The organism is Streptomyces sp. NPDC027189 (assembly GCF_055566975.1).
The window spans coordinates 1-18708 of record NZ_JBVHRI010000025.1 but is presented as its reverse complement, the minus strand read 5'-3'; the positions used below and the strand labels follow the sequence as shown (position 1 = coordinate 18708).

Here is an 18708-nt window from a genome sequence, read left to right as displayed (position 1 = left end):
CGAGCGGTCCGCCGAGTGCCACGTTCCAACGCCCGGCGCGGCCGCTGAACTCGGCCACGCTCAGCGGCGGCACGTCGATCCGCCAGAAGGCCGACTCCTTTCGAACGCCGCAAACGTACGCAGGCGTGCTCGTGGGTGCAGGCGGTGCCGTAGGCGCGGGCGCAGGTGCCGACGGAGAGCGCCCACCGCGTGCTCCAGGGCAAGGTCGACTCGCTCCTGGACAACGCCCATAAGCCCGAACCCCTCCAGGACGACGACGGCAGGGCGCTGCGCGGGCTCGCGGACTCCCTCCTGTCACGCCCGACCGCCACCGGGCCGCTGCGCGACGACTTCCTGCGCCGCACCGTGGACTACAGCGCCCGCGCGCGGCTGGTGATCGGCCGATTGCCAGACCGGGCCGAGGACAACGCGGCAGCCGACCCGAGCACCGTCACTCTCGGCCGCGACCTGGCCCTGCGCCTCCTCGAGCCGCAACTGGTGCACGCTCTCGTCTCCAGTGGCGCGGCCGAATGGCCAAGGAGCTCACGCTCTATGATCGAGGACCGCTCAGAGGAAGCCCTGTGGCTGCTCGATACGGTGTGTGAGCGATCCCTGATCCTGGTCGCCTTTCCGTACGGGCCCAGGCGGCTGATCGCCTTGCGTCTGCGAATCGATGAGACACCCGCGCTACAGGTCGCGCCCGGACTCCTGGACCTGGTCGGCTGGGAGAATCTGGGCGAACCGGTACGGATCTTCAGCGTGTTCACCGACGAGGCGTTCAAGGAAACGACGCACCTGCTGACACTCGACGCCCTGCGCACCGCCCCTGCCTCCCGCCCTCCCTGGCCGAGCACGCCGAGTTCCTTCTTCGAACTGCCCTGCGGGGACTTGCCCGCCCGCCTCGCCGACGCGGCTCTGACCGGCGACGCGCTGCCCATTGCCCCCGATGACGGTCTCCTTTTGTGCGACCCCGACTGGCTCTCCTCCCAAGGGACTTGACGACTCCTGGGCGAGCCTGGGGCAGCGCACCCACTTGCCCGATCGGCTGATGCCACCTCGACGTCAGCCTTGAATGTTCCCCCGCCACTGACACATACGCTACGCATCTCACCAGCTCATGGACGACGTGAACACTCCACCGCTCGGAGAACAGGACCACGACGTGCTGATGCTGTTCGACCACTCCCTCGACGGCATCGAGCAGCCTGATAACGAGATCCATCAGTCACTGGGCATGGTCAATCTCGCCCCGCACGACTGGTTCGCAGACTTTGACCCGGATCAGGCCCGCGACCCCGACCGAGGCTTCCGCCACCCCTGACCGCGGCCGCCGTCGGATGCCCAGCAACGGCGTCACGCCGATGCGGCGCCGGACGCGTCAACGGGAGGCGGCAGGGTGCGCAGGCGTTCGCGCAGATCGGCCACGTACTCGGCGGGACGGGCGGCGAGCAGGCCGTTCAGGCGCTCCAGCCGGGTGCAGGCGGTGGCGCGCAGGCGGCTCGGCGGCACCCGGTCGAGGACGTCCAGGGCGCGCTGCGCAGCATCGGACGGCTGGTCGGAGGCTTCGGCCTGCGCGAGGACGAGGGTGGCGGCAGCCCATCCGGGGGTGCCGGAGGTACAGGCGGCCGTGGAGGCCTCGGCGCGGGTGCGGGCCTGCTCGCTGCGGCCCAGCGTGAGGTGCGCCTCCGCCTGGTGCAGAGCGAGTTCGGGCTCGTCGAAGCCGAAACGGCCCGGGGCCTGGCCGGCCGGGTCGGCTTCGAGTTCGGTCAAGGCGACATCAAGGGCGGCGCTCGCCTCCCGGTCGCGGCCCTGCTGGGCGAGGGTGGGCAGCAGCGCCCAGGCGTGGATCTGGGCACGGACCAAACCGGCGGGGGCCGCGCCGCGCTCGGCGTAGGAGAAGGCGGCCGTCAGGTTGCCGGTGTGGCGGGCCACCATGCTCTGCGCCCCGTACGCCCACGCCGCCAGCGCGGCGTCACCGCGCTGGTTGGCGTACGACACGGCGGTGCCCAGGTGGGTGTGTGCGCCGGCCGGATCGTCGAGGTGGAAGGCCAGGTTGCCCAGCAGCCCTGAGAGCCGGCCGAGCTGACGGTGCAGTTCGGTGCCGTCCGTGCCGGCGGGGAGCACCCCGGCCAGCAGGGTGCGGGCCGCGCGGACCTTCCTGAACAGCATCGGGACGGGGTGCTTGCTGTAGTTCAGGTGGTAGTGGTCGGCTGCGGCTTCGGCGAGTTCGTCGACCGGCGGGCTGCCCTCGGGTTCCGCCAGGAGCGCGAGCTGGAGGGACTCTCTGACCGAGGGGAGCCCCGCATCGGCGGTCATCGGATCCGCCCCTTCCTGCCGGCCGGATGCGGCGACGCCGGCGTCGTTGCGACCGTATCCGATCAGCTCCGCGGTCCACGCCGTTGCGCGGGGTTCCGTCCTTGGCGACGTAGGCCAGGCGGGTCACGTCACCGGCCAGCCGCTCCTGGCTCATCGGGCGGTTCAGAACCTCGATGAACTCGTTCGGCTGCATGGTTCGGTTCCTCCTTCTCAGCGCAGTTGCTCGGCCAGTCCGACGATGATGCCCTCCGGGCCGCGGAGGTAGCAGAGCAGATAGCTGTCCTCGAACCGGGCGATCTCGCCGACGAGTTCGGCGCCGTGAGGGCGCAGGCGGGCAACGGTGTCCTCGATGTCGTCGACGGCGAACATGACGCGGTGCGTGCCCAGAATGTTGTGCGGCCGGTTGCGCGGCCCGGTGCTGATCACCGCGGGGCTGCGGTACTTCGCCAGCTCGAGCCGGCTGTGACCGTCTGGGGTCCGGACCATCGCGATGTCACAGCGGACGCCGTCGAGTCCGGTGCACTGGTCGGCGAAGAGGCCCTCGACCTCCGCCCTGCCCTCCAGCTCCATACCGAGTTCCACGAAGAACGCGATGGCGGCATCCATGTCCTCGACGACGATGCCGACGTTGTCCATCCGCTGAATCGCCATGCTGGTTTCTCCCTCTTCCTCGTGCGGCCGGTGGTGGCCGCTGATGTCCCTGGGACGGAGCCGGTGGCACGTTCTCGACATCCTCAGACCGCCGAACTCCGAAAAATCTGGATCGCGCCTCAGCACCGCTACAGCAGACCCGCGAGCCAGGCGCCACCACCGAGGGTGAGTGCGGCGCAGGTGGCCGCTCCCATGAAGACGATCAGCCGCAGCGTGCCGTCCCCGCATTTCAATGCTTCCTCGACGATTCGCAGCGTGCGCGCTTGAGCATTGCGCCTCCCCAATTAGTTCACGGTGCCGGGTCACCCTTGGCGGGCTAGTTCCCCGTGCCGCTCGCCCTCGCCGCAACCGTCCGGGCCCCGCCGCGCGGCGCCGGCGCGAGCTGGGGGCCGCGCTGACCCCCGGCGGGCCCGAGCATCCGTGGACGGGAATGCAGATCAGCGCTGGATGGGGCTCTGGGAACAAGCTCCGGTACGTCACTGTCCAGCCGAACCTCGTCGCCGGGGTACGCGCTGACACAGCGATCCGTCGCGATCTGGGCCAGCAGCTGGCACCCTCATGCCCCGAACACCCCTGGCACGGTCGGCACTTCAGCACCTTCCCTGTTGTATTGGCGTGTTGAAGCCGATGCAAGAGGGGCGGGGCAATGCCGGGGTGGCGTGTGTTCTGGGTGCCCACGACGAGGTTCGTGGACGCGGGTCAGCTCTCGATGTTGGAAGGGTGGGACGACTTATCCGGCCGCGAGGAGCGGGTAGGGATGCACCTCGGCGATCCGATCTTGCTGTCCCCTGACTACCGGGTCGATGAGCTGCTGATTGAGTACCTGAGCCGCTCCAGCTTTGTCCTCCTGGAACACGAGACGAAGCGCAACTACACGTCCGACTACCGGATCTTCTTCGATTTTCTGTGGAACCGGGGAAAGCTCTGGTCTCAGGCCTCGGCGGACGATCTGCTCGACTTCCACGACTGGCGCGTGCGTTCGGCACAGAACCCCGGACGAGTCGGCGCGGGGAAGTGGAACCGCGAACTCGCGGCACTGACCCGGCTATACGACTGGGCGTTCCGGCGGGGACTCACCAGCTCGAACTACGCGCCACCCATCTGCCGCCCCCACTGGCCGAGCGCCTTCGCCGCAACGCCAGCAAACTCCGCACGCACGCCCAACGGCACCACGACCAGAGCATCACAACCTCGGAGACGACCCGATGACCCCGGCCCCCGATGAACGCGCACGTATCCGCTCCGCGATGGACCGCATACTCGCCGGAACCCCGCGGCATTCCAACGGCGCACTGACGATCGTCGCTCTGGCCCAAGAAGCCCAAGTGCCGCGCAACGCCCTCACCCAGCGCCATCCCGATCTCAAGAACGATTTCTACGCCAAGGTCAGGGAACGAGGTCAGCCCACTGACGCGGAACGACGGCTCCGCAAGCAAATCGTCAAGCTGAAGGAGCTCCGCGCGTCCGACAATGAGCAGCTCGTGCAGCTGGAAGCAGACGTCGTGAACCTCGTTCGGGTAGTCAATCAACTCACCCTGGAAAACCGCCAACTCCGCCAGCAACTGGCCGCACCGGGACCCGTCGTCGGCCTTCTTCCCACTCAGCCTCAGCCACCGGAACGGGTGACCGCACACGTCCTCCGACACGGCCCCTTCGGCGGCTTTACGGAGGCGGCCAGCGCGGTCGTCTCGGCTACTTCGGGTCGCGGTTGAACTGCGCTGTCGACCAGCGGTAGCCGAGCGTGATCAGGCCGACGCACCAGGCGATCGCGATCCAGCCGTTGTTGCCGATTTCGGTGCCGAGGAGGAGGCCACGGAGGGTTTCGATGGCGGGGGTGAAGGGCTGGTACTCGGCGATCGGTTGGAACCAGCCCGGCATCGTTCCGGCCGGGATGAATGCGCTGGAGATGAGCGGCAGGAGGATCAGCGGCATGGCCATATTGCCGGCCGCCTCGGGGTTCGGACTGGCCGCGCCCATGCCGACCGCGATCCAGGTGAGTGCCAGGGCGAACAGCGTGATCAGCCCGAACGCCGCGATCCACTCCAGTGTCGTGGCGTCCGTGGACCGGAAGCCCATCGCCACCCCGACGGCGCCGACGAGGACCACGCTCATCACGCACTGCAGCACGCCGCCGACGACATGCCCAACCAGCAGAGAGCCCCGGTAGACCGCCATCGTGCGGAAGCGGGCGGTGAGGCCCTGGGTCATGTCCACGCAGACGGACACCGCGGCCCCGATCACGGTGCTGCCGACGGTCATCAGCAGCAGGCCGGGGACGATATAGGCGATGTAGTCGGAGCGGTCCGCGCCGCCGCCACCGATGCCGGCGCTCATCACGTCGCCGAAGATGTAGACGAAGAGCAACAGCATCATGATCGGCGTGAGCAGCAGGTTCAGGGTCCCGGACGGGTAGCGCCATGCGTGCAGGAGGTTGCGGCGCAGCATCGTGCTCGAGTCGCGTACAGCGAGAGCGAGGGAGCTCATCGGACAGACTCCTTGGGCTGGTGGGGGACATTGGCTGGGCCGGTCAGGGCGAAGAACACGTCGTCGAGGTCGGGGGTATGGACGGTCAGTTCGTCCGCCTCGATGCCGGCGGAGTCGAGCCAGTCGAGATTGGAGCGCAGTTCGCGCTGACTGCCGTCACTGGGGATGGACAGCGACAGTGCCTCGTCGTCCCGGGTGACCTCGCGCAGGGCGTCAGCGGCGGACTGATACGCGACCGGGTCGGTGAAGCGGAGCCGGATGTGCCCGCCCGGGATGAGCCGCTTGAGCTCCTCGGCGGTGCCCTCGGCGGCGATCTTGCCGTCGTTCAACACGGCTATGTGGTCGGCGAGTTCGTCGGCCTCATCCAGGTACTGGGTGGTGAGGAAGACGGTGACGCCGTCGGAGACGAGGCCGCGGATGATGCCCCACATGTTGTGGCGGGAGCGTGGGTCGAGCCCTGTCGTCGGCTCGTCGAGGAAGATGATCCGCGGGTTGCCGACCAGCGTCATGGCGAGGTCGAGGCGGCGCTTCATGCCGCCGGAGTAGGTCGAGGCGGGCTTCTTCGCGGCCTCCACCAGGTCGAAGCGCTCCAGGAGTTCGGCGGTGACCTGCCGTCCCTCGCGCTTGGACAGGTGGTGCAGGTCCGCCATGAGGAGCATGTTCTCCTCGCCGGTGATCAGGCCGTCGACGGCGGAGAACTGCCCGGTGACACCGATCGCGGCACGGACCGCCTGTGGGTCGGCGGCCAGATTGTGCCCGCCGACGTGCAGGTCTCCGGCGTCGGCGGTGATGAGCGTGGACAAGATCTTGACGGCGGTGGTCTTCCCGGCGCCGTTCGGACCGAGCAGCGCGAACACAGACCCGGCCGAGATGCGCAGATCGATACCGTCGAGGACGAGCTTTTCGCCGTAGGACTTGCGTAGCCCGACGGCGGAGACGGCGGTCGGTGACGGATGACCGTCACCTTGCCTGGATGTGGGCATGCCAGATGAAGGCATGATGGCTTCCTTTCGGAGGCTGGAGACGCAGGAGGAGTGGAAGCTTTCGGAACCCGGATTGAGTGACTGTCCGTGGCTACACGTCAGTCGTGTCGTCCTGGGGAATGGTGTCGAGTGGCCCGCCGCCGGAGACCTGCTCGCCGGGGGCATGGCAGGACTGAGCCAGGCAGCACCAGCCTGCTCGACCACCTCGGCGGACAGGATTTACGGCGGCTTCTGGTGGCCGGTCGGCCCGCGCCTGTTCGTGCTGCGCCGAGGTGAACGCACCGCGCGTGCGGGCTACTACGCCCACTGGCATGAGGCGAGGGTGCTACTTTTCGGCCGTACCGGGTTCGCTGCTGATGGACTCCTGGTAGACGTCCGCATAGGTGCGTGAGTCCTTGACCAGGTCGTCGCAGAACGCGGCGACATCGTTGCCGATGAGTTCCAAGACCCCCTTGCCCGCGGCGACACCCTCCTCGAAGAAGTCGACGATCCCGGGGAGCAGGGGCCCATCAGGCAGGTCGACCGGTCCGACCTTGAACAGGTACTTCTGCATCTCCTTGTAGACGATCTGGTAGTCCGGCGGGAGTGCCTTGACCCGGGCCATGTGCGCCCGCCACTGCTTCTTGCCCTCGATGATGTCCTGGATGCCCACGTCAGCCTCCCAGCCGGCTCAATTTCCTTGCGACGTTCCTGTTCAACTGCTCGCGCCACCGGTCGCGATAGGTTCGAGCCCCTTCCCCACCGGCCAGCGCCGTGCAAAAGCCTTGGATGTCGTCGCCGAGCACCTCGTGGACGCTCTGCCCCTCCGCCGCTGTTTCTTCGAGCAACCCCAGGGCGGCGTCGAGGATCGGCATCAGGTTGCGGCCGGTGAAGTCCCCATGGGGAAGGAGGTGGATTTTGATCTGATCCCACGCCGCCCGGTAGTCGTCCGGCAGGGCCTCGGCCCGGGCTTCGAACGCCTTCCAATCCCTGGTGAGATCGCTGCCTGTGATGGTCTCCCAGAAGTTCATCTCCCGCCCTCCTTGAGCCTGTCGATGCGTGATGAGACGTACTGCCATTTCGTCCAGAACTTCGCGAGTTCTTCGCGTCCGGCGTCGTTGAGCGCGTAGAACTTGCGCGGCGGTCCGACCCCGGATGGCCGTTTCGTCACCTGGACGAGCTTGTTCCTCTCCAGTCGCAGCAGGATGGTGTATACGGTCCCCTCGACGACGTCGGCGAAGCCGAGCTCGTTCAGCTGACGGGTGATGGCGTACCCGTAGGTTTCCTCGCTGCCGATGATTTCGAGCACGCACCCTTCGAGCGTGCCCTTCAGCATCTCCGTCAGGTCGTCCATCGCGAGTCCTCCTCGGTCTAGCGGTACTGCGTAGTACCGAGTACCACTACACAGTATCACCGAGTAGCGGAGGATGTCAGCGCGGCAGTCTTGCCTTCTGCAGGCTTGGGGCATCCCCTACCGCAACACGCTGAACTTGACAGAGAAAGCACCGGATGGGGAACCCGGGGTGAGCTGGAATTCCACCCCGTCCAGCCGGACCTGATGGCCGAGTTTGTCGCCGACACTGCCATCGACGCAGGCCGCTACCGCCACCCGGTTCGCTTCGTGCGGATACGCACCGACGTGGGCCCGACCGACCTGTCGCTCCTTACTGAGCGCCTCTGATCCTCCGCACCCCTTCAGGAGTCGGGCTGGGCCGGGTGCCACGGCGCGTCGGGGAGGGTCGCGCGTGCCCCGGCGGCGAGCCGGAAGGCGTACGTCGGCCGGTCGCCGGGGACGGTGCCGAGGTAGGTGTGGCCGGTCATGTGGCACCAGGCGGGCAGGTCGAGTGGGGCTGCCGGGTCGGTGGCGATGACGTGGACGGTAGTGGCCGGCCCGGCACCGTCGATCTCCTTGCGGAGGCGGAGCAGGAGGGTGACGCAGAGCAGCCCGGTGCCGTCGACAGTGATGTTCCGGGGCGCCCGGGTCAGGGGTCGTGTGGGTCATCGGCGGTAGGCGGTGGCGGCGATGGCGGGCAGGACGGCAAGGGCGAGAACGCCGCCGGTGAGGGCGAGGACGGGATAGCTGGTGGCGGCGACGACGATGCCGGAGGTGATGCCTCCGGTGGCGCCGGCGATGGCGATCGAGACGTCGACCATGCCCTGGGTCTTGGCGCGGGTGGCGAGCGGCACGGTGTCGGTGATGATCGCCGTACCGGCCACGAGGCCGAAGTTCCAGCCGAGGCCCAGCAGGGCCAGGGCGAGCGCGAGGAGCGCGACGGAGTCGCCGGGTGCGGTGGCGGCGAGGATGCCGGCGGCCAAGAGGGTGAGGCCGGAGGCGTCGGCGATCTTCATGCGGCCGTAGCGGTCGACGAGCCAACCGGTCAGCGGGGAGGGCAGGTACATCGCGCCGATGTGGATGGCGATGACGAGGCCGGAGGCGGCCGTGCCGTGGCCGTGGTCGTGCAGGTGGACCGGGGTCATCGTCATGATCGCGACCATGACGAGCTGGGTGAGGACCATGACGAGCGCGCCCATGACGACGCCTCCGCGGCGCGCGTGTGCAGGTGCGGTTGTATCCGTGGTGGTGGTGTTCTTCTGCTCCGCGGCGGCCAGGGTGCGGGCCATGACCAGCGGGTCGGGGCGTAGCCAGATGGCCAGGACGAGGGCGGCGAGGGCGTAGGCGGCTCCGGAGAGCAGGAAGGGGCCGGCCAGGTTGGGGATGCCGAGCGTCTCGGCGAGGTCGCCGGTGGGGGCGGCGAGGTTGGGGCCTGCGACGCCGCCGAGGGTGGTGGCGACCAGGACGGTGGAGACGGCGCGGGCGCGGCGGTTGGGTTGGGCGAGGTCGGCTCCGGCGTAGCGGGCCTGGAGGTTGGTGGCGGTGCCGGCGCCGTAGACGAACAGGGCGAGGAAGAGCAGGACGGGGTTGTCCAGGGCGGCAGAGGTGATGACGCCAACACTGCCGACGGCTCCGGTGAGGTAGCCGGTGGCCAGTCCGGGGCGTCGGCCGCGGGTCTGGGAGATGCGGCCGACGGCGACGGCGGCGAGTGCGGATCCGGCGGTGAACAGGGCGCTGGGCAGCCCGGCGAGGCTGGTGGTGCCGAGCATGTCCTGGGCGAGCAGGGCGCCGACGGTGACGCCGGCGGCGAGACCGGCGTCGCTGAGGACTTGGGAGGCGACCAGGACACGCAGGATGCGCTGTTGTGCCTGTTCGGCGTCGGGTATGGAGCCCGTCGTGCTGGCTGGTGCGGTACTGGTCATGTCTCTTCCGGATGGCAGCGGGTGGGCTGGGCAACGGCTGGTCGTGCCCAGCAGGAGCGACGGGGCGTACAGACCTCCCGCCGGTCCCAGCTCCGGACCGGCGGCAGGAAGGGGCAGGCTGTCAGGTGGCGTCGAGGGCCTGGGCGAGGTCGGCGATGAGGTCGTCGGCATCTTCCAGGCCGACAGACAGGCGGATCATGCTGTCGGCGATGCCGCGCTTTGCCCGCTCGTCGGGGTCCAGACCGTGGTGGGTGGTAGTGATCGGCTGGGTGACGAGACTTTCCACGCCGCCAAGGCTGGGAGCGATGGCGAACAGTGTCAGCCGGTCCACCACCGCCGCGGTTGTGGCTGCGTCCGCGTCGAGAACGGCGCTGAGCATGCCGCCGCCTGCGCGCATCTGCAGGTCCACGATCCGCTTCTGCTCGCCGGTGGCCAGGCCCGGGTAGTGGACGCGGGCCACGCGTGGATGGGCGAGGAGGAAGGCGGCGACGGCCGCGGCCGTGTCGTTCTGCGCGCGGACCCGGACGGGGAGGCTGCGCAGGGAGCGGGCCAGCAGGAACGCGGTCTCGGGGGCGATGATCTGGCCGAGGTTCTTGCGCCACCCCGCCACCAGGGCGAGGTGTTCGGCTGGGCCGATCAGTGCGCCAGCGGTCAGGTCGGAGTGCCCGCCGAGGTACTTGGTCGCGGAGTGGATGACCAAGTCCGCGCCGTGCTGGAGGGGGTTCTGGTTGACGGGGTGGCGAAGGTGTTGTCCACCACCGTCAACGCCCCGACCGTGCGGGCCTGTTCGGCGATGGCCTGGATGTCGAAGACCGTCAGGGTGGGGTTGGCCGGGGTTTCGAAGAACACGATCCGGGTGCGGTCGGTCAGCACCTCGGGCAGCCGGCCGAGCTCGTCGGCGCGCAGGAAGATGGTGGTGATACCGACCTGGGGCAGGTTGTCGCCGAGGAGTTCGAAGGTGCCGCCGGAGACCTCGCCGATACACACGATGTGGTCGCCGGTGCGGCAGTGGGCGAGGAACGTGGCGGCCTCGGCGGCCATGCCGGAGGAGAACGCCAGCGCCTGTTCGCCGCCTTCGAGGTCGGCGAGCTTGGCCTCCAGCGAGCGGATGGTGGGGTTGAGGCCGTAGCGGGTGTAGAGGTTGCCCGGCTTGCGGCCCTCGACGACGTCCAGGAGGTCTGCGGTGGAGTCGAACGCGAACGTCGAATGGTTGTAGAGCGGGGTGTGGACGGCCCCTTCGGAGCCGCGGTGTTCGCCGGCGTGCACGCTGCGCGTGGACAGTCCCTGCGCGGTGGGGTCGGTCATGCCTCTCCTGCTCTTCGTCGGATCGATGACGGGCCGGTGGGCCCGGTCAGTGCGCGGCAGCCGCCTTGATGAGTGCGCCTGCCGCCGTCTCGATGTCCCCGGGCGTGCTCCAGCGGCCGAGGGACAACCTCACCGCTCCGAGCGCGCGGGCCGGATCGAGGCCCATTGCGGTCAGGACCGGCGAGGGGGTGTGGGTGCCGCTGTGGCAGGCCGACCCGGTCGAGGCCGCGATCTGCGGAGCGGCGGCGAGGAGTTCATGGCCGAGTACGCCGTCGACGGAGACGTTCAGCGTGTTCGGCAGATGCGCCTTTTCGGGGCCGTTGAGGTGGACGCGGCCCGCCAGCGCCGCCGCCAGCCGCCGATGGAGGTCGTCGCGCAGGGCCGCGATCCGGACGTGAGCACCGTCGGCCAGGTCGTCGGCGGCCAGCCGGGCGGCGGTGCCGAGGGTCACGGCCAGGGCCACGTTCTCCGTCCCCGCCCGCAGCCCGCGCTCCTGGCCGCCCCCGTAGACCACCGGCTCCAGTCGCACCCCGTCGCGCACGTACAGCGCGGCGGCGCCCTTCGGGGCGTACATCTTGTGCCCGACCACCGTGAGCAGGTCCACCCCCAGGGCCGCGACGTCGAGGGGGATTTTCCCGGTGGCCTGGGCGGCGTCGCAGTGGAACAGCGCACCGTACTCATGGGCGAGGGCGGCGAGTTCGGTGACCGGCTGGAGCGCGCCGGTCTCGTTGTTGGCGGCCATCACCGACACCAGCACCGTCTCCTCCGTGAGGGCGGCGGCAAGCGCGGCCGGGTCGACCAGCCCGTCCCCGTCGACCGGCAGCACCGTCACGCGCACGCCGTGCAGGCGCTCCAGCGCGCGGAAGGTCTGCAGGACCGCCGGATGTTCGGTGACCTGCGTGATCACGTGCGGGTGCGTACGGCCGGAGGCGAGGACAGCGCCGCGCGCAGGGCGAGCAGGTCGGCTTCGGAGCCGGAGGCGGTGAACACCATCTCGTCGGCGCGGGCACCGATCAGGGCGGCGACTTGTGCGCGGGCCTCGGCTAGCGCGTGCCGGGGCTCGGCGCTGTAGGGGTGGCTGCTGGAGGGGTTGCCGAAGAAGTCCGTCAGGTGCGGCAGCATCGCCTCGGCTACCCGTGGGTCGACAGGCGTGGTGGCGTTGTAGTCGAGGTAGACAGGTCGGCCGGCAAGCCCCGGATGTACCGGCGGAAGGCTGCCGGTCATGCCAGGTCCCCGGCGGCGACGGGGAGTTCGGCCAGGCGCCACTCCAGCATGCCGTCGTTGAGGCGGATCGCGCGGCGGCCGTGGCCGGTCAGCAGCCGTACGGCGTCGTAGGCGAGCACGCAGTACTCGCCCCGGCAGTACACGACGATCTCCGTCTCCTCGGGCAACTCGCCGATCCGGTCGGCCAGTTCATCGACCGGGATGCAGACCGCGCCCGGAATGTGCCCGGCGAGGTACTCCTCGACCGGCCGCACGTCCAGCAGAACCGTGTCCCCGGCCGCGACACGGGCGCGGAGTTCCTCGTGGGTGACCTCGGCTGCGCCGTCCTCGCCGAGGTAGGCGTCCCGGGCCGCGGGTACGGCGGCCTGGTGGTTTTCGGCGACCTTGCGCAGCAGCGCGAACAGCTGGGCCACGTCGTCGCCGGCGAGCCGGTAGTGGATGCGCACGCCCTCGCGGCGGGTGGCGACGAATCCGGCCTGCCTGAGGGTCTGCAGATGCGCCGAGGCCGTCGTCAGGTTCAGCCCGGCCGCCTTGGCCAGGGCGTCGACCGTGCGCTCGCCCTGGGCGAGCAGGTCGAGCAGTTCCAGGCGCTTTCCGCTGGCCAGCGCCTTGCCGCTGGCCGCGAACGCGTCGTACAGCCGCGCCTTCGTACCGGTCGTGGTGTTTCCCGCCATGACATCCTCCATAATTCCATGGAATAGTGTAGGTGATGGCGGGGGCGGTGACCACCCGCCCTCTCGCATCCGAATCTTGGAGGACCCGATGGGCTTCGCCGACGACCACCTGATACCGCTGGTCGACGAAGGTCTGGGCAACAGTGCCTACCTCGTCGACCTCGGCGACGGCCGCGCCCTGGCCGTGGACGCGGGCCGCGACCTGCGCGCCTTGCGGGAGGCCGCCGGGCGGCGCGGCCTGAGCGTGGCGTACGCGGCGGACACGCACCTGCACGCGGACTTCCTCTCCGGGGCCGTGCAGCTCGGTCACGACCACGGGGCCACTGTGCTGGCCTCCGGCGCAGGGCGGCGGGCCTTCCCCCACACTCCGCTGGAAGACGGCGACGAGACGGACCTCGGCGGCCTGACTCTGCGGGCCCTGGCCACCCCCGGCCACACGGACGAGCACCTGTCCTTCCTGCTCCTGGACGGCAACCGCGAACTCGGCGTCTTCACCGGCGGCTCGCTGATCGTGAATTCCGCCGCCCGCACCGACCTCCTCGGCGCCGCCCGCACCGAGGAACTCGCCCGCGCCCAGTACCGCTCACTTCGGCGCCTCGCCGCGCTGCCGGACGAGGTCGCCCTCTGGCCCACCCACGGGGCCGGATCCTTCTGCTCGGCCCCGCCGGGCAGCGAGCGCACCTCCACCATCGGCGCGCAGAAGCAGACCAACGCGCTGCTGGCCGCCCCGGACGAAGACGTCTTCGTACGTCTGCTGGTGGCCGGCCTGGGCAGCTATCCCGCCTACTTCGACCGGCTCGCCGAGGCTAACCGGCGCGGCCCCGCCGTCCTCGCCTCCGCCCCGCTGCTGCCCTCCCTCGACGCCAGACAGGTCAAATCCCTGCTCGCCGACGGCGGATACATCATCGACGTGCGCCCGGCGGCCGACTACGCGGCCGGCCACATCCCCGGCGCGCTCTCCATCCCGCTGCGCGACCAGTTCGCCACCTGGCTGGGCTGGCTCCTGCCCGACACCGCCCCGCTCGCCTTCGTCACCGGCGATGACCAGGACCTGAACGAGATCGTCTGGCAGGCATACAAGATCGGCTACGAGCGTCTCGCCGGACGCCTCACCGGCGGCATGCCCGCCTGGCTGGCCGACGGCAACCAGCAGGCCACCACCGCGTTCGTCACCGCCGACCGCGCCGGGATGCGCCCCTACCTCGACATACGGCAGGGAGCGGAGTACGCGGCCGGGCACGTCCCCGGCGCCGTGCACATCGAGCTCGGCGGCCTTGCCGCTCACGCCATCGATGCCCCCGAGGGGCCGGTCGTGGCCTGCGGACACGGCGAGCGCGCCATGACCGCCGCCAGCCTGCTAGAACGCGCGGGCCACACCGACATCGCCGTCCTCGACGGCGGACCGGCCGACTACGCAGCCGCCCACGGCCGGCGGCTCACCCAGGACACCGAGGGCATCAGCGTGTGAACGCCACTCCCGCAACTACCGCACCGACCGACGCGTCCGGGCGGCCCATCCGCCTGGGCCTGCGGGAGAACTGGCTCCAGTTCACCCTGCTCGTCGTCGTCAACGTCTGCGTCGGCGGCCTGGTCGGCCTGGAACGCACCACGGTCCCGCTGATCGGCACCGAAGTCTTCGGCCTCACCAGCGACCTGGCCGTCTTCTCCTTCATCATTGCCTTCGGCGTCACCAAGGCCCTGACCAACCTCGCCGCTGGCGCCCTCACATCCCGCTTCCGCCGCAAGCAACTCCTCGTCACCGGCTGGCTGATCGGCATCCCCGTCCCCTTCGCCCTCGCCTGGGCGCCCTCCTGGGGCTGGATCGTCGCCGCGAACGTGCTGCTCGGTCTCAACCAGGGCCTGGCCTGGTCGATGACCGTCAACATGAAGATCGACCTCGTCGGCCCCGCCCGCCGGGGACTGGCCACCGGCCTCAACGAAGCCGCCGGCTACACCGCCGTGGGCGCCACCGCCCTGCTCACCGGCTACCTCGCCACCACCCACGGCCTGCGCCCCACCCCCGAACTCATCGGCGTCGTCTTCGTCGCCGCCGGACTCGCCCTGTCCCTCGTCGTCCGCGACACCGCCGCCCACGTCGCCCTCGAACTCGCCCAGCACACGAGGCCCCTGCCCACCGGCGAGGACACCGGCCTCAAAGCCACCTTCGCCCGCACGTCCTGGCGCAACCGCTCCCTGCGCGGCGCCAGCCAGGCCGGACTGGTCAACAACCTCAACGACGGCCTGACCTGGGGCGTCTTCCCCCTGCTGTTCACCGACCACGGCCTCGGCCTCGCCGCCGTCGGCCTGATCAAGGGCCTCTACCCGATCCTGTGGGGCCTCGGCCAGATCCCCACCGGCCACCTCGCCGACCGCATCGGCCGCAAACCCCTCATCGTCACCGGCATGCTCGTCCAGGCCGCCGGGTTCGTCCTCGCCCTCACGCTGCTCGACCGCCCCCTGCTCGCCGGGATCCTCTCCGCAGTGTTCCTCGGCCTCGGCACCGCCATGGTCTACCCCGCCCTGATCGCCTCCGTCTCCGACCACGCCCACCCCGCCTGGCGCGCCAACGCCCTGGGCACCTACCGCTTCTGGCGCGACATCGGCTACGCCGCCGGCGCCCTGGTGGCCGGCATCCTCGCCGACGCCTTCGGACTCAACGCCACCGTCATCGCCGCCGCCGTCCTCACCGCCGCCTCCGGCCTGCTCGCCGCGCGCTGGATCAGCGAACACCGCCCCGACGCCCACTGAGTCCGCACCCGGTCGACCAGTACAGGGTTTCCTGAATTCAGGAAACCCTGTACTGTCCTTTTCATGCTGACCGTCGCCTCCGACATCGACGTACTGACCCGTTTCGGTCGCGCGCTCGCCGACCCGATCCGCTGCCGGATCCTGCTCACGCTGCGCCAGAGCCCGGCCTACCCGGCCGATCTCGCCGACCAGCTCGCGATCTCCCGTACCCGCCTGTCGAACCACCTGGCGTGCCTGCGGGACTGCGGTCTGGTCATCACCGTCCCGGACGGACGCCGCACCCGCTACGAACTGGCCGATGAACGTCTGGGACACGCCCTGGACGATCTCAAGGCCGCAGTGATCGCCGTGGAGGCCGACAAGACCTGCCCGGACGCCGCCGCGAAGGGCTGCTGCTGATGATGACCGCGATATCCCTCGGGCCTTCTCCAGCCCGCCGCGACGTGCTGGCCCGCCGGATACGACTGCTCGTCGCGGCGACGATCACCTACAACGTCATCGAGGCGATCGTCGCCCTCACCGCCGGCACCCTGGCCTCCTCCACCGCCCTGGTCGGCTTCGGCCTGGACTCGATCATCGAGGTCTCCTCCGCCGCGGCGGTCGCCTGGCAGTTCTCCGCCCCAGAGCACGGCGTACGCGAGGCCCGCGAGAAGACCACCTTGCGGATCATCGCCGTCTCCTTCTTCGCCCTCGCCGCCTACGTCACCGTCGACGCCGCCCGCGCCCTTGCCGGCACCGGCGAAGCCGACCGCTCCCTTACCGGCATCGTCATCGCCGCCCTCTCACTGGCGATCATGCCGTTCCTCTCCGCTGCCCAGCGCAGGGCCGGACGAGAACTCGGCTCCGCCTCCGCGGTCGCCGACTCCAAGCAGACCCTGCTGTGCACCTACCTGTCCGCCGTCCTTCTGGTCGGCCTGGTCCTCAACGCGACACTCGGCTGGTCCTGGGCCGACCCGATCGCAGCCCTCGCCATCGCCGCCGTCGCGACCAAGGAGGGCCGCGACGCCTGGCAAGGCAAGGGCTGCTGTGCACCCGTCGGCGCCGCAGTCGCAGCCCCGGCCGGCGCCGAGTCGGACGAGGGCGGCTGCACGCCGGGCTGCACCTGCTGCGAGTGAGCTGCACAGCGGCGGTCGCGCCGTCCGGTCAAACGAGTCATCAGCCGTGCTGCCGCGCGGCATAGACATGTGGAGGGGGAGGGCCGGCTGCCGGGTCAGCGGCCTGTCGGATCGATGGCCCGCAGCCTCCCGATCACCGTCTCCAGTCCCTGCCGGACGACGTCCAACTGCGACTCCGGCATGTCGCCGAACAGGGCGACGGCCAGCTCGTCCCGCCCTCCGCGCAGCGCCCGCGTGGTCGAGCGTCCCTCCTCGGTCAGGGAGACCAGGGTCGCGCGCCGGTCGGTCGGATGGGAGCCCCGCGCGACCAGACCGTCGTTCTCCAGCGCGTCCAAGAGACCGGTCACGTTGCGCGGAGTGACCTGCAGCTGTCGGGCCAGGTCTCGCTGCGTCATCGGGCCTTCGTGGAACAGCGCCCACAACACGCCCGCGCGCGCCGTGGTCAGGCCACGTTCCGCCACGCCGCGTTGCATCATCGCGCCGAGCACCTCGGCAAGCTCAAAGAGCCGGTCCAGCGAGACGCTGGCAGAAGCAGCAGAGTCTGGCATATCGTGAAGTGGCTTCACTATGTAGCACCTCCGCTAAATATCGTACCGCGACGATCTATCAGCACTGCTTCAGAGGAAGTCGGTGACCCGTCATGGCCTCGCAGAGCGTCCGCCACCCCCTGTTCGCCCGCTTCTACGCCAAAGTCGCAGGCCCCGGCCTGGCAAAGGCCGGCATCACCCAGCACCGACGGCGCCTCCTGGCCGGCCTGTCCGGTCAGGTCATCGAGATCGGTGCGGGCAACGGACTGAACTTCGCGCACTATCCGCCCGAGGTGAAACGGCTCCTGGCGATCGAGCCGGAACCGCGGCTGCGCGCCCTCGCCGAGGGAGCAGCGCGCACCGCACCAGCAGATGTGGAGGTCGTGGACGGCCGGGCCGAACAACTCCCCGCTCCCGACGCCTCGTTCGACGCGGCCGTCGTCTGCCTGACCCTGTGCTCGGTGGCCGACCAGACGGCCGCGCTCGCCGAGATCCACCGCGTCCTGCGGCCCGGCGGGCACCTGCGCTTCTTCGAGCACGTACAAGCTGACACGCCCGGCATGCGCCGCGCCCAGCGCATCGTGGACGCCACCATCTGGCCGGTGCTGTGCGGCGGCTGCCACACCGGCCGCAACACCCAATACGCCATCACCGAAGCCGGGTTCACCCTCACACAGGTGGAGAAGTTCGCCTTTCCCCCCACCCGCTTCCCCTCCCCGGCCGCCACCCACATCCTCGGCACCGCCGAGCGCACCCAGGAAGCAGGCCCGGGATGAGCAGCACCGAAAATCCCCCCGCTTCCGTCCCGCTCGGGGACCTCACCGCCGCCCACGCCTCCGTCACACTGCTGGAGCGCCTGGCCGACAAGCTCGGCGGCCGGGCCTCCGTGACCGCGGTGTACGGCGAACCGATCACCCGGGACGGCATCACCGTCATCCCCGTCGCCCGTGTCGGCTTCGGATTCGGCGGCGGCGCCGGACGCGAGATCAGCGCCGCCAAGACCGGCGAAGGCGGCGGAGGAGGGGGCGGAGCGGAGGCCCGCCCGCTCGGCTTCATCGAGATCAAAGATGGCACGGCTGTCTACAGGCCCATACGCGACCCTTTGACGGATGTGGTTCTCCCCTTGATGGCCCTTCTGGCCGGGGTCGTCGGCTCCAAGTCAGTGCGCACCTTGATCGGGATCAAGAACCGTCGGAGCCTTTGAGCCCGAGACAACCGCTCCCTCTGGCCTCAGCAACGGCCGCTGCACCAATGGACAGCGTGATGAACGGAGTCATGGCGTCTTTGCTGTGGGGGTGCGGCGGGGCGGTCGCGGGGGCTCGTACTTTTGGTGGGGTTTGCCGGGGCGGCGAGTTCGGGGAATTCAAGCGCGAGTTGCGGCGGGTCAGACGTGAATGGTCGGGCTTTCGGCTGGTTCGGTGTCTTTCCGCTGTCGTTGCTGTACTGCACCGCGTCGATGCGGTCTTTG

25 protein-coding genes and 1 pseudogene are annotated in these 18708 nt (G+C 69.8%); 12 read left to right on the top strand and 14 right to left on the bottom strand.

Annotated features, from left to right (window positions below; translation table 11 throughout):
* Nucleotides 1–165 precede the first annotated feature (165 nt).
* Nucleotides 166–978, top strand: coding sequence for a hypothetical protein (locus ACZ4RZ_RS39290; RefSeq protein WP_467752050.1), 813 nt, complete (start codon nucleotides 166–168; stop codon nucleotides 976–978).
* A 118-nt stretch (nucleotides 979–1096) separates the two neighbouring features.
* Complete coding sequence (locus ACZ4RZ_RS39285) at nucleotides 1097–1300, top strand: hypothetical protein (protein ID WP_467752048.1); 204 nt, start codon at nucleotides 1097–1099, stop codon at nucleotides 1298–1300.
* Nucleotides 1301–1332: 32 nt separating this feature from the next.
* Here the strand turns inward: ACZ4RZ_RS39285 and ACZ4RZ_RS39280 are convergent, their stop codons facing one another.
* Both ACZ4RZ_RS39280 and ACZ4RZ_RS39275 read right to left on the bottom strand, forming a co-directional pair.
* The gene (locus ACZ4RZ_RS39280; protein WP_467752046.1) at nucleotides 1333–2295 is read right to left on the bottom strand and encodes a Twin-arginine translocation pathway signal; all 963 of its coding nucleotides are present in this window, start codon (nucleotides 2293–2295) and stop codon (nucleotides 1333–1335) included.
* Between the two features lie 210 nt (nucleotides 2296–2505).
* A complete protein-coding gene (locus ACZ4RZ_RS39275) occupies nucleotides 2506–2946 on the bottom strand; it encodes a VOC family protein (protein ID WP_467752044.1) in 441 nt (146 codons plus the stop codon).
* A gap of 688 nt (nucleotides 2947–3634) precedes the next feature.
* Between ACZ4RZ_RS39275 and ACZ4RZ_RS39270 the strand changes: the two genes are divergently transcribed.
* Nucleotides 3635–4171 (top strand): site-specific integrase, encoded by a 537-nt coding sequence (locus tag ACZ4RZ_RS39270; protein ID WP_467752042.1) that lies wholly within the window; start codon nucleotides 3635–3637, stop codon nucleotides 4169–4171.
* A gap of 22 nt (nucleotides 4172–4193) precedes the next feature.
* Nucleotides 4194–4658, top strand: a complete 465-nt coding sequence (locus tag ACZ4RZ_RS39265; protein ID WP_467752040.1) for a hypothetical protein — start codon at nucleotides 4194–4196, stop codon at nucleotides 4656–4658.
* Here the strand turns inward: ACZ4RZ_RS39265 and ACZ4RZ_RS39260 are convergent.
* The 5 genes from ACZ4RZ_RS39260 to ACZ4RZ_RS39240 form a co-directional block, all read right to left on the bottom strand.
* The gene (locus ACZ4RZ_RS39260) at nucleotides 4639–5430 is read right to left on the bottom strand and encodes an ABC transporter permease (protein ID WP_467752038.1); all 792 of its coding nucleotides are present in this window, start codon (nucleotides 5428–5430) and stop codon (nucleotides 4639–4641) included. The genes ACZ4RZ_RS39265 and ACZ4RZ_RS39260 overlap by 20 nt on opposite strands.
* On the bottom strand, nucleotides 5427–6428 hold the full coding sequence (locus ACZ4RZ_RS39255; protein WP_467752036.1) for an ATP-binding cassette domain-containing protein: 1002 nt from the start codon (nucleotides 6426–6428) through the stop codon (nucleotides 5427–5429). Before ACZ4RZ_RS39255 ends, ACZ4RZ_RS39260 begins: the two co-directional genes overlap by 4 nt.
* Before the next feature lie 310 nt (nucleotides 6429–6738).
* On the bottom strand, nucleotides 6739–7065 hold the full coding sequence (locus tag ACZ4RZ_RS39250; RefSeq protein ID WP_467752034.1) for a DUF1048 domain-containing protein: 327 nt from the start codon (nucleotides 7063–7065) through the stop codon (nucleotides 6739–6741).
* A gap of 1 nt (nucleotide 7066) precedes the next feature.
* Complete coding sequence (locus tag ACZ4RZ_RS39245; RefSeq protein WP_467752033.1) at nucleotides 7067–7423, bottom strand: DUF1048 domain-containing protein; 357 nt, start codon at nucleotides 7421–7423, stop codon at nucleotides 7067–7069.
* Entirely contained in the window at nucleotides 7420–7746 is a 327-nt protein-coding gene (locus ACZ4RZ_RS39240; RefSeq protein ID WP_189110929.1) for a PadR family transcriptional regulator, read from the bottom strand. Before ACZ4RZ_RS39240 ends, ACZ4RZ_RS39245 begins: the two co-directional genes overlap by 4 nt.
* 204 nt (nucleotides 7747–7950) lie before the next feature.
* Here ACZ4RZ_RS39240 and ACZ4RZ_RS39235 point away from each other — a divergent pair, with 204 nt between their 5' ends.
* Nucleotides 7951–8073, top strand: a complete 123-nt coding sequence (locus ACZ4RZ_RS39235; protein ID WP_467752031.1) for a hypothetical protein — start codon at nucleotides 7951–7953, stop codon at nucleotides 8071–8073.
* Nucleotides 8074–8087: 14 nt separating this feature from the next.
* On the opposite strand, the gene ACZ4RZ_RS39230 is transcribed toward ACZ4RZ_RS39235, so the two are convergent.
* From ACZ4RZ_RS39230 to ACZ4RZ_RS39205, 6 genes and pseudogenes are all read right to left on the bottom strand, one after another.
* A complete protein-coding gene (locus tag ACZ4RZ_RS39230; RefSeq protein ID WP_467752209.1) occupies nucleotides 8088–8357 on the bottom strand; it encodes a sulfurtransferase TusA family protein in 270 nt (89 codons plus the stop codon).
* Nucleotides 8358–8390: 33 nt separating this feature from the next.
* Nucleotides 8391–9647 (bottom strand): MFS transporter, encoded by a 1257-nt coding sequence (locus ACZ4RZ_RS39225; protein ID WP_467752030.1) that lies wholly within the window; start codon nucleotides 9645–9647, stop codon nucleotides 8391–8393.
* A gap of 121 nt (nucleotides 9648–9768) precedes the next feature.
* A pseudogene (locus ACZ4RZ_RS39220) lies at nucleotides 9769–10952 on the bottom strand (trans-sulfuration enzyme family protein).
* Between the two features lie 46 nt (nucleotides 10953–10998).
* Nucleotides 10999–11859, bottom strand: coding sequence for a cysteine desulfurase family protein (locus ACZ4RZ_RS39215; RefSeq protein ID WP_467752028.1), 861 nt, complete (start codon nucleotides 11857–11859; stop codon nucleotides 10999–11001).
* Nucleotides 11856–12176, bottom strand: a complete 321-nt coding sequence (locus tag ACZ4RZ_RS39210; protein ID WP_467752027.1) for an aminotransferase class V-fold PLP-dependent enzyme — start codon at nucleotides 12174–12176, stop codon at nucleotides 11856–11858. The genes ACZ4RZ_RS39215 and ACZ4RZ_RS39210 overlap by 4 nt, the downstream gene beginning before the upstream one ends.
* Entirely contained in the window at nucleotides 12173–12850 is a 678-nt protein-coding gene (locus tag ACZ4RZ_RS39205; protein ID WP_467752026.1) for an ArsR/SmtB family transcription factor, read from the bottom strand. The genes ACZ4RZ_RS39210 and ACZ4RZ_RS39205 overlap by 4 nt, the downstream gene beginning before the upstream one ends.
* Before the next feature lie 76 nt (nucleotides 12851–12926).
* On the opposite strand from ACZ4RZ_RS39205, the gene ACZ4RZ_RS39200 reads away from it, so the two are divergent.
* The 4 genes from ACZ4RZ_RS39200 (at nucleotide 12927) to ACZ4RZ_RS39185 (ending at nucleotide 16713) form a co-directional block, all read left to right on the top strand.
* Nucleotides 12927–14318 (top strand): MBL fold metallo-hydrolase, encoded by a 1392-nt coding sequence (locus ACZ4RZ_RS39200; RefSeq protein ID WP_467752024.1) that lies wholly within the window; start codon nucleotides 12927–12929, stop codon nucleotides 14316–14318.
* The gene (locus tag ACZ4RZ_RS39195) at nucleotides 14315–15598 is read left to right on the top strand and encodes an MFS transporter (protein ID WP_467752022.1); all 1284 of its coding nucleotides are present in this window, start codon (nucleotides 14315–14317) and stop codon (nucleotides 15596–15598) included. The genes ACZ4RZ_RS39200 and ACZ4RZ_RS39195 overlap by 4 nt, the downstream gene beginning before the upstream one ends.
* A 63-nt stretch (nucleotides 15599–15661) precedes the next feature.
* Nucleotides 15662–15997: an ArsR/SmtB family transcription factor gene (locus tag ACZ4RZ_RS39190; protein ID WP_467752021.1), complete on the top strand. Its 336-nt coding sequence runs from the start codon at nucleotides 15662–15664 to the stop codon at nucleotides 15995–15997.
* Between the two features lie 2 nt (nucleotides 15998–15999).
* Nucleotides 16000–16713: a cation efflux transmembrane domain-containing protein gene (locus ACZ4RZ_RS39185; protein ID WP_467752208.1), complete on the top strand. Its 714-nt coding sequence runs from the start codon at nucleotides 16000–16002 to the stop codon at nucleotides 16711–16713.
* A 95-nt stretch (nucleotides 16714–16808) separates the two neighbouring features.
* Here the strand turns inward: ACZ4RZ_RS39185 and ACZ4RZ_RS39180 are convergent, their stop codons facing one another.
* Nucleotides 16809–17261: a MarR family winged helix-turn-helix transcriptional regulator gene (locus ACZ4RZ_RS39180; protein WP_467752020.1), complete on the bottom strand. Its 453-nt coding sequence runs from the start codon at nucleotides 17259–17261 to the stop codon at nucleotides 16809–16811.
* 92 nt (nucleotides 17262–17353) lie between these two features.
* Here ACZ4RZ_RS39180 and ACZ4RZ_RS39175 point away from each other — a divergent pair, with 92 nt between their 5' ends.
* From ACZ4RZ_RS39175 to ACZ4RZ_RS39165, 3 genes are all read left to right on the top strand, one after another.
* Nucleotides 17354–18016 carry a class I SAM-dependent methyltransferase gene (locus ACZ4RZ_RS39175; RefSeq protein WP_467752018.1) on the top strand — a complete coding sequence of 221 codons (663 nt, stop codon included), beginning with the start codon at nucleotides 17354–17356 and terminating at the stop codon, nucleotides 18014–18016.
* On the top strand, nucleotides 18013–18444 hold the full coding sequence (locus tag ACZ4RZ_RS39170; protein WP_467752016.1) for a spore germination protein GerW family protein: 432 nt from the start codon (nucleotides 18013–18015) through the stop codon (nucleotides 18442–18444). The genes ACZ4RZ_RS39175 and ACZ4RZ_RS39170 overlap by 4 nt, the downstream gene beginning before the upstream one ends.
* A gap of 47 nt (nucleotides 18445–18491) precedes the next feature.
* Nucleotides 18492–18708 (top strand): hypothetical protein (locus ACZ4RZ_RS39165; protein WP_467752015.1); only part of this gene is annotated, 217 nt, incomplete at its 3' end.

Bases quoted from the DNA above. Each gene is read 5' to 3' on its own strand.
- ACZ4RZ_RS39285 (WP_467752048.1), top strand. From the start codon at position 1,097: ATGGACGACGTGAACACTCCACCGCTCGGAGAACAGGACCACGACGTG.
- ACZ4RZ_RS39225 (WP_467752030.1), bottom strand. From the start codon at position 9,647: ATGACCAGTACCGCACCAGCCAGCACGACGGGCTCCATACCCGACGCC.
- ACZ4RZ_RS39240 (WP_189110929.1), bottom strand. From the start codon at position 7,746: ATGGACGACCTGACGGAGATGCTGAAGGGCACGCTCGAAGGGTGCGTG.
- ACZ4RZ_RS39175 (WP_467752018.1), top strand. From the start codon at position 17,354: ATGGCCTCGCAGAGCGTCCGCCACCCCCTGTTCGCCCGCTTCTACGCC.
- ACZ4RZ_RS39180 (WP_467752020.1), bottom strand. From the start codon at position 17,261: ATGCCAGACTCTGCTGCTTCTGCCAGCGTCTCGCTGGACCGGCTCTTT.
- ACZ4RZ_RS39185 (WP_467752208.1), top strand. From the start codon at position 16,000: ATGACCGCGATATCCCTCGGGCCTTCTCCAGCCCGCCGCGACGTGCTG.
- ACZ4RZ_RS39170 (WP_467752016.1), top strand. From the start codon at position 18,013: ATGAGCAGCACCGAAAATCCCCCCGCTTCCGTCCCGCTCGGGGACCTC.
- ACZ4RZ_RS39190 (WP_467752021.1), top strand. From the start codon at position 15,662: ATGCTGACCGTCGCCTCCGACATCGACGTACTGACCCGTTTCGGTCGC.
- ACZ4RZ_RS39205 (WP_467752026.1), bottom strand. From the start codon at position 12,850: ATGGCGGGAAACACCACGACCGGTACGAAGGCGCGGCTGTACGACGCG.
- ACZ4RZ_RS39260 (WP_467752038.1), bottom strand. From the start codon at position 5,430: ATGAGCTCCCTCGCTCTCGCTGTACGCGACTCGAGCACGATGCTGCGC.
- ACZ4RZ_RS39275 (WP_467752044.1), bottom strand. From the start codon at position 2,946: ATGGCGATTCAGCGGATGGACAACGTCGGCATCGTCGTCGAGGACATG.
- ACZ4RZ_RS39280 (WP_467752046.1), bottom strand. From the start codon at position 2,295: ATGACCGCCGATGCGGGGCTCCCCTCGGTCAGAGAGTCCCTCCAGCTC.
- ACZ4RZ_RS39265 (WP_467752040.1), top strand. From the start codon at position 4,194: ATGGACCGCATACTCGCCGGAACCCCGCGGCATTCCAACGGCGCACTG.
- ACZ4RZ_RS39245 (WP_467752033.1), bottom strand. From the start codon at position 7,423: ATGAACTTCTGGGAGACCATCACAGGCAGCGATCTCACCAGGGATTGG.
- ACZ4RZ_RS39235 (WP_467752031.1), top strand. From the start codon at position 7,951: ATGGCCGAGTTTGTCGCCGACACTGCCATCGACGCAGGCCGCTACCGC.
- ACZ4RZ_RS39255 (WP_467752036.1), bottom strand. From the start codon at position 6,428: ATGCCTTCATCTGGCATGCCCACATCCAGGCAAGGTGACGGTCATCCG.
- ACZ4RZ_RS39210 (WP_467752027.1), bottom strand. From the start codon at position 12,176: ATGACCGGCAGCCTTCCGCCGGTACATCCGGGGCTTGCCGGCCGACCT.